Consider the following 8,408-nt stretch of genomic DNA (forward strand, 5'->3'; position numbering starts at 1 on the left):
CGGCCATCCCCTTCAGTCTGGAGAAGCCGACAGCGGTTACCCTTAGCATCCACGACATCAGCGGGCGACTCGTGCGCACCCTCGCGGATGCCCAGAGCTTCTCCGCCGGACGGTCCGAACTGGTATGGGACGGACTGGACGCTGCTGGCCTAGCAGCACCCTCGGGGGTTTACTTCTACCGGCTAGAGACAGCCGCCGGCGCCGCCGCTAGGCCGATGCTCTTGGTGAAGTAGGACCCGGCGCTCAGACGGATCGTCCTCGGTGGCCACCGCGGGCAGTGCGTCCTATTCCAGAAGCGACCCTTCGGCGAGGCGTTTGGCGAAGAGCGCGGCCGGCAGGATCTCGATGCCGTCCTCCGTGCGCCGCGACTTCTGCTCCAGGCTGACCACGATGCGCCGACCCACGCGCTGATCCGCGGCGAGTTGGCGCAATCCTTTGAGGTGATCGTTGGTGACGCGAGGGCTGGCCTTGGCCTCGATGGCGACCTGCATGTCGTTCACGATGAAGTCCACCTCGATGCCACTGGCTAGCCGCCAGTAGGCGAGCGTCACATCCGCATCGCGATAGGCGCGGTGGGCGCTGAGCTCGTGGAAGACCCAGTTCTCGAAGGCCTTGCCGTAGAGCTCCGACCCCGCCTGGAGTTCGCCGCGCCGCGCGAGGCGGTTCACCACGCCCACATCTGCGAAGTAGAACTTCGGTGCGCCGATCACGCGCCGCTTGGGCCGCTTGCGATAGGCGGGCAGCCAGCGGCCGAGCAGGGTGTCCTCCAGGATGCCGAAGTAGCCCTTGGCCGTCGGGCCCGTCACCCCGCACTCGCGGGCGATGGTGGCGAAGTTGACGATCTCGGCATCGCTGAGCGCGGCCACGTTGAGGAACTCCGAGAAGGTGGGCAGATTGCGGACCAGGCCCTCGGCGGCGACTTCCTCGCGCAGGTAGTCGGCGATGTAGGCGTCGAGCCCCTGGCGTGGCCGGGCGGCAGCATAGATTCGCGGGAGATAGCCGTGGTTGAGGAGTCGATCGAGGTCCAGATCGCGTTTCAATTCGGCCGCCGTCAGGCCGTGCAGCTCGTAGCGCAGCGCGCGGCCGCCGAGCAGGTTCGCGCCGCCCCGCTTCACCTTGCGTGCGCTGGAGCCGCAGAGGGCGAACTGGATGCCGCGGTTCTCGTGCAGCCAGTGCACTTCGTCGAGCAGCGCCGGCACCTTCTGCACTTCGTCGATCACCACCTGCCGGCCCTTGAAGTCCTCGGCCGCAATGCGCTCGCGGAGTAGCTCGGGCCGCTGGAGGTAGCGCCGGTACTCCTCGGCTTTGAGGAGGTCCACCCACCAGGCCTGCGGATAGGATTGCCGGAGCAAGGTGCTCTTGCCGGTCTGGCGCGGGCCCCAGAGGAAGAAGGTCTCGGTGCCGGCCTTGGGCAGCCGGAGCGCGCGATCGATGAGCATGGGGTTTAGATTATCATGACAATCTAAAGTGTCAACTTCGATCTGCGCCTCCCGGTCGGGGGCTGAAGGGCGCCGGGAGGCCTACCAGCTCAGCGTCTCGAGGTGCCGCCGGAGCTGCTCGGCGGTGCGGAACTGGGCGAGGATGAGGTCGCGCCGGAGCCCCTTGCAGATGCCCTTGATCACCGCCGGCTGGCGGGCGTACTGCGCGCGACCGCCGGTGATGTCGTAGAGCAGGCGCACGAGGTCGAGCACGTCGTCGGTGGCCTTGGGCCGGACGGGCCCGCGCTGCGGATAGAGGTCGATCAGCTTGAGGTCGAAGCCGAGCCCGCGCCGGCGCACGATGACGTTCTCGTCGTGCAGGTCGCCGTGCACGGCCCCCGCCGCGTGGATGTCCGCGATGCCGCGGGTCAGCCGGTGGATCAGGTGCAGCGCCGCGAAGGGCTCGAGGCGCCGGCCCGGCTGGGCGGCGAGGAAGTCGGCCAGGCGGTCGCCCTCGACGAAGTCCGAGACGAGCACGCTGATCGCCTCGCCGCGCACGGCGATCGTCTCCTGCGTGTGGTAGCGGATCAGGATCGGGCAATGGCGCAACCGGTGCAGCGCCTGCGCGTAGCGGCGCAGGGCACTGCCGCGCGGATTGCGTGCCGGGTAGAAGAACTTGGCGGCGCGCTCGATGCCCGTCGCCCGCTCGCGCACCAGGTAGACCTCGCCCTCCCAGCCGCCGCCGAGGCGGGCCACGACCTCGTACTTGCCCGCCAGCACGCGGCCGGGCCAGAAGCGGAAGCCCCGGCTCGTGAGATTCTCGGATGCGGCCACGGCGACTCCTTTCCAGCGCCGGCAATCTAGCGCCGGCCCGGCGAAGGCGCAAAGCCGCTGCGCCGGCCGGATTCGCCCCGCTTGCCCGCTTGCCAGGCGCGGCCGGCGGCCCTACCCTTTGCGCTTCGCGACCCGCCTCTGGCGGCGGGCGCCACCTCCAGGAGCGAGCCCCGTATGAGCATGAACGAGGACAAGGCCGCGGCGCCCAGCAACTTCATCCGCGACATCATCATCGAGGACCTGCGCACGGGCCGCTGGGGCGGCCAGGTGTGCACGCGCTTTCCACCCGAGCCCAACGGCTATCTCCACATCGGTCACGCCAAGGCCTTCGGCCTCGACTTCGGCATGGCCGCGGAGTTCGGCGGCACCTGCAACCTGCGCTTCGACGACACCAACCCCGAGAAGGAAGACGAGGAGTACGTCGAGGCGATCAAGGCGGACATCCGCTGGCTGGGCTACGACTGGGGCGACCGGCTCTACCACGCCTCGGACTACTTCGGCCAGATGTACGAGTACGCCGAGCTGCTGATCAAGGACGGCAAGGCCTACGTCGACGACCAGACCGAGGAGGAGATCCGCCTCAATCGGGGCACGGTGACCGAGCCCGGCCGTCCGAGTCCCTTCCGCGAGCGCAGCGTGGCCGAGAACCTGGACCTCTTCCGCCGCATGCGGGCAGGCGAGTTCCCCGACGGCGCCCGCGTCCTGCGCGCCAAGATCGACATGGCCTCGCCCAACATGCTGCTCCGCGACCCGCTGATGTACCGCATCCGCCACGCCGAGCACCACCGCACGGGCAGCGAGTGGTGCATCTACCCGATGTACGACTGGGCGCACGGGCTCGAGGACAGCATCGAGGGCATCACGCACTCGATGTGCAGCCTCGAGTTCGAGGTGCACCGGCCGCTCTACGACTGGTTCCTCGACCAGCTGCCCGTGCACCACCCGCAGCAGATCGAGTTCGCGCGCCTGAACGTGGCCGGCACCCTGATGAGCAAGCGCAAGCTCCGCCAGCTCGTCGAGGAGCGCATCGTGGACGGCTGGGACGACCCGCGCCTGCCCACGCTGCGCGGCATGCGCCGCCGCGGCTACACGCCTGCGGCCATCCGCGACTTCCTCGAGCGCGCGGGCGTGGCGAAGAAGGACAGCGTGATCGACCCCGCCCTGCTCGAGCACTGCCTGCGCGAGGACCTGAACCTGAAGGCGCCGCGGGCCATGGCCGTGATCAGGCCGCTGAGGCTCGTCATCACGAACTGGCCCGAGGGCCAGGTGGAGCTGCGCGAGGCCGAGAACAACCCGGAGGACCCGGCGGCCGGCACGCGGCAGCTCCCCTTCGGCCGCGAGCTGTGGATCGAGCGCGACGACTTCCGCGAGGATGCGCCCAAGAAGTGGTTCCGCCTCGCGCCCGGCGCCGAGGTGCGCCTGAAGCACGCCTACTTCGTCACCTGCAACGAGGTGGTGAAGAGCGCCACGGGCGAGGTGATCGAGCTGCGCTGCACCTACGACCCCGCGACCGGCAGCGGCGAGGCGCCCGATGGGCGCAAGGTGCGCGGCACCCTGCACTGGGTGAGCGCGGCCCACGCGGTGGCGGCCGAGCTGCGTCTCTACGAGCCGCTCTTCACCGTGGACGCCCCGGGCAGCTTCGCGGACATCCACGCGATCCTCAACCCGAACAGCCTCGAGCGGCTCACGGACTGCTTCCTTGAGCCGGGGCTGGCTGCGGCGAAGCTCGGCGAGTCCTTCCAGTTCCTGCGCCACGGCTACTTCTGCCTGGACCCGGACAGCAAGCCGGGGCGGCTCGTCTTCAACCGCGCGGTGTCGCTCCGCGACAGCTGGGCGAAGATCGAAGCGAAGGCCTAGCGCCGTGAGCACGGGGTGCGCGCGAGCCGGGGTCGCCTTCGCCGTCGCGGCCTACGGCTGGTGGGGGCTGGCGCCCTTCTACTTCCACGCGCTGCCCGCGGTGAGTCCGCCGGAGATCCTCGCGCACCGGGTGCTCTGGTCGGCGCTGCTGCTCGTCGCACTGCTCGCGGCGACGGGCCGCCTGGCGAGCCTGCGCGCCCTCGCCGCGGACCGCCGCGCGCTTGCCGTGCTCGGGCTCACCACGCTGCTCATCGCGGCGAACTGGCTGCTCTTCATCTGGTCGATCGCGGTGGGCCGCCTGCTCGAGGCCAGCTTCGGCTACTTCATCGGGCCCCTGATCAACGTGCTGCTCGGCGCGCTCGTGCTCGGCGAGCGCTTTCGCGGCCTGCAGCGCCTGAGCCTCGGCCTCGCCGCCCTGGGCGTGACGATCCTCGGCATCGGCTACGGTCACGCGCCCTGGGTGGCGCTGACGCTCGCCTTCAGCTTCGCGGTCTATGGACTGCTGCGAAAGCGCCTGCACGCGGACGCCGTCGCGGGTCTGACGGTGGAGACCCTGCTCCTCGCGCCGGCGGCGCTGGCCTATCTGCTGTGGCTCGCGCGGGGCGGGCGACTCGCCTTCGGCCATGCGGGCGCAGGGACGAGCTGGCTGCTCGTGGCGGCGGGGATCGTCACCGCGCTGCCGCTGATCTGGTTCGTGGCCGCGGCCAAGCGCCTGCGCTTCTCGACGGTGGGGATCCTGCAGTACCTGGCGCCGATGGGGCAGTTCCTCGTCGCCGTGCTCGCCTTCGGCGAGCGCTTCACGCGCGCGCACGCGATCAGCTTCCCGCTGATCTGGGTCGCCCTCGCGCTCTACTCGTGGGATTCCCTGCGCCCGCGCCCGGCCCGCTAGCCGCGCAGGGCGATTGTACACGTGTACAAAACGGGCCGCCTAGCCGGGTCGCGATCTGCCGCTTCGAGGATTGCAGCGCGGCTTGCCGCGGGAGCGCGGTCGACGCTATGCTGGTCGTGAAGTGAAGAGAGGGTTGCCATGCCCATCCGCACGCGGGACCGGTTCACTCGGGCGCAGGAGGACCTCGAGTTCGCTGGCCTGGCGCAGGCCAATGGCAAGCACGACTGGGCCTGCTTCGCTGCCCAGCAGGCGGCCGAGAAGGCCGTGAAGGCGCTGCACTTGCATCACGGCCAGGAGGCCTGGGGCCACGTAGTCGCGCGCCTGCTCCGCGAGTTGCCGGCGGCGCCACCGGCCGCGTTGATCGACCGCGGCATGGTCCTGGACAACTTCTACGTTTCGAGTCGCTATCCCAATGGGCACCCGGAAGGCGCTCCCTTCGAGCACTACGGCAAGCTCCAGAGCCGCGAGGCCATCGCCCATGCCGGTGAGATCATTGCATTCGTCCGTGCTCAGATGGCCGGATCGTAGCGCGGTCGACGCCGCGCTGCGCGTCTGGGCTGCCGAGCAAGCCGCCGCGCGGCCCGAATTGCGCCGGCTTGGCTACTTCGGCAGCTATGCCACCGGCAACTGGGGAGTCGGCAGCGACCTCGATCTCGTTGCAGTCGTGGAGGTCGCCTCGCGGCCTTTCAGTGAGCGCGCGCTGGACTGGGACCTCACCGCCCTGCCGGTGCCAGCGGAGATCCTCGTCTACACGGTCAACGAGTGGGCGAGCGTCCTCGCCCGCGGCGATCGCTTCGCTCGCGTCATGGCGACTGAAGTTGTCTGGGTGATGGGACGCGACTGAGCTCCCCTGTGCCCGCGGGCAACTGCGGAGCCCATTGGTCACCGGCCGGCCTCAGAAAGGCGCGCTCTCACGAACAGAGGGCAGCACGGTCTAGCGCCTTGGGGGATCGAGTGCCCTGCGCATCGAATGAACTGCGAGCAGCTGTTCTGCCAGGGCGGACTCCCAGGCGCGGCTGGAGTCCAGGAGGCGATGGAGCGGTTCCAGGGGTGGGTCCGTCATGACGAGCCCGGTACTGAGATCCAAGGCGCGCAACCCAGAGAGAAGGAAGTAGACGAGCCCAACGTCGGCGGCGATCAGCAGGTCCTCGAGGTAGTCCATCGCCTCCTGCTCGAAGTTGCCCAGCAGCTCCCCGCCGGCGGACAACACGTGGATGGAGTTGCGGTAGCGCTCGATGCCGCCCTGACTCGCTTCCTGATGGATCCCCTGCCGTCCGTAGGTGACGATGAGGCTGCCGTCCGTGGAAAAGAGCAAGCGATCGTCTATCGCCCCACTGAGATCGAATTCCCAGAGCAGACGGCCTGTGCTGTCGATGGCCAGGAGGATCTGGCGGGCCGCAGGATCTTGCCCTCCGGGATCATAGGGGCGATGGCTGAGCATCACAAGTTGGTTGCTCTGGGGCAGGAACTCGAACTCGCCGAATGGCGTGGCGCCAAGCCCCCAGCTCCCGATGAACTCCCTTCGTCCCCGCGTCCAGTGGCCACAATCGTGCCCCTGCGTGTCGAGGAAGCGCACGAGCAGGCTATCTTCTCTCGAACCCCTTTCATCGCTCTTGAGCATGAAGAGGGCGGTGACGCCGTGATCCGAGATGAGCGGGCCTTGGACCTGATCGGCCATCATGGACCACAAGGGTACCCCCAGGGAATCCAGGGCGCAGCAGCGGTACTGCCCAGTGGTGCTTTCGAAGCCGAGCTGCGCGAGGACGAGCAAGCTGTGGGCGTCGTTCCAGGACTTGCGCACCCAGCCGGGCGGAGTGCCATCGCGGAGAGGCCAGAATGCAGACATGTCGCGGGCTGGCCACTCCATCGCCAGGACTCCCGCGAGCGCGCCCGTCACTGCCTCCGGGAGCCTGTAGCTGTACTCAGCGATACTGCCCGGCTGAGCCCTTGCACACTGCACCCGCTCCGGATTGCCGATGTCGAGGTAGGACCGCGCGATTGCGAATGCCGCGCTATCGACGCCCGATCCCTCGGGTTCGAATCGCGCAAGGACGCCCGGCTCCGCAATGGGTTGCCATAGCTTCAGTTCAGGCGCGCGCCCCGTTTCCTCGAAAATCAACTGGGAGAGGAAGCCCTCGGCCAGCTGGGCCTCCCATTCGAGCGCGGACCGTTTCAGCCGCTCGAGGGGCGCTTGTGGAGGTTTGGCGGTCACGCGTCCGGTCTGGATATCCAGTGCGTGAAGGGAGCCGATCCAGAAGTAGACCAGGCCCTCCCTGCTGGCGATGAGGACTGACTCGAGGCCATCCCCGCTCTCGGCCTGATACTGACCCAGGAGACGGCCATCCGGGCTGTAAGCATGCAGGGACGAAAGAGGGCGCACTTCGCGGCGAGAGCCGAAGGTGACGATCAGACTGCCGTCCAGGGCAAACAGCAGCCACTGATCCGGCTGATCCGTGAGATCCTGCTGCCAGAGCAGCCTGGCAGAATCGTCCAACGAGAGCAGGAGCCTCTGGCCAGCAGGCTCCGCCTTCTCATGCAACTTGAGCGGGCGATCGAGCATGACGAGCTGATTGCTACCCGGCAGGAACTCCCACGCGCCGGTCTCCGAGGATGTGAGATCCACGCTGAAAGGGAACTCGCGCCGACATCGCTTCCAAACCCCACGCTCCCGACCATCGGGATCGAGGATTCGCACACAGAGGCTGTCTCTTTGGCGAGCTTCGGTGAGGATTCGGGAGCGCGCGCTGGTCGCGTCCGGGCTGTTGCTGTAGAGGGATCCTGCCATTGCGGGCTGTGTCGGGGGTGCTGGAGGTAGCGAGTCCAGACCCATCTCCTCGAGCAGCCGCTCGAGCGGGAAGCGCTCCTGAGTCAGGATCAGGCTGCTGCCAAGGTCCGAGATGCGAGGTGACGGAGACCCATCAAGATCCTTCAGCCAGAGCTGGTGACCGGCAGAGTCGAGGGCACAGTATCGCTTCTGGCTTTCACCCTGAGCGAGGACAAGCAGGGCATAGGCATGATTCCAGGACAGATGAGCGCCAGCCTTAGCTCGAGGAAGGCCGACCGCTCTCTCTACAGAGGCTGGGAATTCCAAGTGCAGGGCGCCCGCGAGGGCGCCAGCCTGCAAGTCCCCGAGAGTGAATTGATAGCCCTTGAAGCTACTGGCCTGATCGGGCTTTCTTGTCGCCCGGCCGCTGAGGGATACCTTCAGGTAGCGCGCGGCGCGAGAAGCAGGCGCCGTGGGCTCTGCTAACGCCTGGCCCGCTAGCGCGAGAAGAACCAGCGCTACCTGAACTACTGGGCGCCCTCTCGGCATTCCCTACCCTCCCTGGCCTCCGAGGGGATGATAGGGGCGTGGCGGTGAGGGCGACAAGCGCTCTGGGTGTCTGGGAGTCTCTCCGAGCGCGTGGGGG

Annotated in this window: 8 protein-coding genes; 5 read left to right on the forward strand and 3 right to left on the reverse strand. The window is 68.1% G+C overall.

The genetic code is table 11. The annotated features are described in order from the left end of the window. A partial coding sequence (locus FJ251_11200; protein ID MBM4118284.1) for a T9SS type A sorting domain-containing protein occupies positions 1-233 on the forward strand: 233 nt, incomplete at its 5' end. Positions 234-284: 51 nt separating this feature from the next. Here the strand turns inward: FJ251_11200 and FJ251_11205 are convergent. Together FJ251_11205 and FJ251_11210 are read right to left on the reverse strand one after the other, a co-directional pair. Then, on the reverse strand, positions 285-1,439 hold the full coding sequence (locus tag FJ251_11205; GenBank protein MBM4118285.1) for an ATP-binding protein: 1,155 nt from the start codon (positions 1,437-1,439) through the stop codon (positions 285-287). 81 nt (positions 1,440-1,520) lie between these two features. Next, on the reverse strand, positions 1,521-2,252 hold the full coding sequence (locus FJ251_11210; GenBank protein ID MBM4118286.1) for a serine/threonine protein kinase: 732 nt from the start codon (positions 2,250-2,252) through the stop codon (positions 1,521-1,523). 180 nt (positions 2,253-2,432) lie between these two features. On the opposite strand from FJ251_11210, the gene FJ251_11215 reads away from it, so the two are divergent. From FJ251_11215 to FJ251_11230, 4 genes are all read left to right on the forward strand, one after another. Then, positions 2,433-4,109, forward strand: coding sequence for a glutamine--tRNA ligase/YqeY domain fusion protein (locus FJ251_11215; GenBank protein ID MBM4118287.1), 1,677 nt, complete (start codon positions 2,433-2,435; stop codon positions 4,107-4,109). 4 nt (positions 4,110-4,113) lie between these two features. Further along, on the forward strand, positions 4,114-4,998 hold the full coding sequence (gene rarD / locus FJ251_11220; protein ID MBM4118288.1) for an EamA family transporter RarD: 885 nt from the start codon (positions 4,114-4,116) through the stop codon (positions 4,996-4,998). A gap of 138 nt (positions 4,999-5,136) precedes the next feature. Continuing rightward, positions 5,137-5,526 carry a HEPN domain-containing protein gene (locus FJ251_11225; GenBank protein ID MBM4118289.1) on the forward strand — a complete coding sequence of 130 codons (390 nt, stop codon included), beginning with the start codon at positions 5,137-5,139 and terminating at the stop codon, positions 5,524-5,526. Further along, positions 5,477-5,842, forward strand: a complete 366-nt coding sequence (locus FJ251_11230; protein MBM4118290.1) for a nucleotidyltransferase domain-containing protein — start codon at positions 5,477-5,479, stop codon at positions 5,840-5,842. The genes FJ251_11225 and FJ251_11230 overlap by 50 nt, the downstream gene beginning before the upstream one ends. A gap of 90 nt (positions 5,843-5,932) precedes the next feature. Here the strand turns inward: FJ251_11230 and FJ251_11235 are convergent, their stop codons facing one another. Next, positions 5,933-7,621: a hypothetical protein gene (locus tag FJ251_11235; protein ID MBM4118291.1), complete on the reverse strand. Its 1,689-nt coding sequence runs from the start codon at positions 7,619-7,621 to the stop codon at positions 5,933-5,935. Positions 7,622-8,408 lie beyond the last annotated feature (787 nt).

The sequence above is a fragment of the bacterium genome (assembly GCA_016873475.1).
Taxonomy (GTDB): domain Bacteria; phylum Krumholzibacteriota; class Krumholzibacteriia; order JACNKJ01; family JACNKJ01; genus VGXI01.

Bases quoted from the DNA above. Each gene is read 5' to 3' on its own strand.
- FJ251_11205 (MBM4118285.1), bottom strand. From the start codon at position 1,439: ATGCTCATCGATCGCGCGCTCCGGCTGCCCAAGGCCGGCACCGAGACC.
- FJ251_11215 (MBM4118287.1), top strand. From the start codon at position 2,433: ATGAACGAGGACAAGGCCGCGGCGCCCAGCAACTTCATCCGCGACATC.
- FJ251_11225 (MBM4118289.1), top strand. From the start codon at position 5,137: ATGCCCATCCGCACGCGGGACCGGTTCACTCGGGCGCAGGAGGACCTC.
- FJ251_11230 (MBM4118290.1), top strand. From the start codon at position 5,477: ATGCCGGTGAGATCATTGCATTCGTCCGTGCTCAGATGGCCGGATCGT.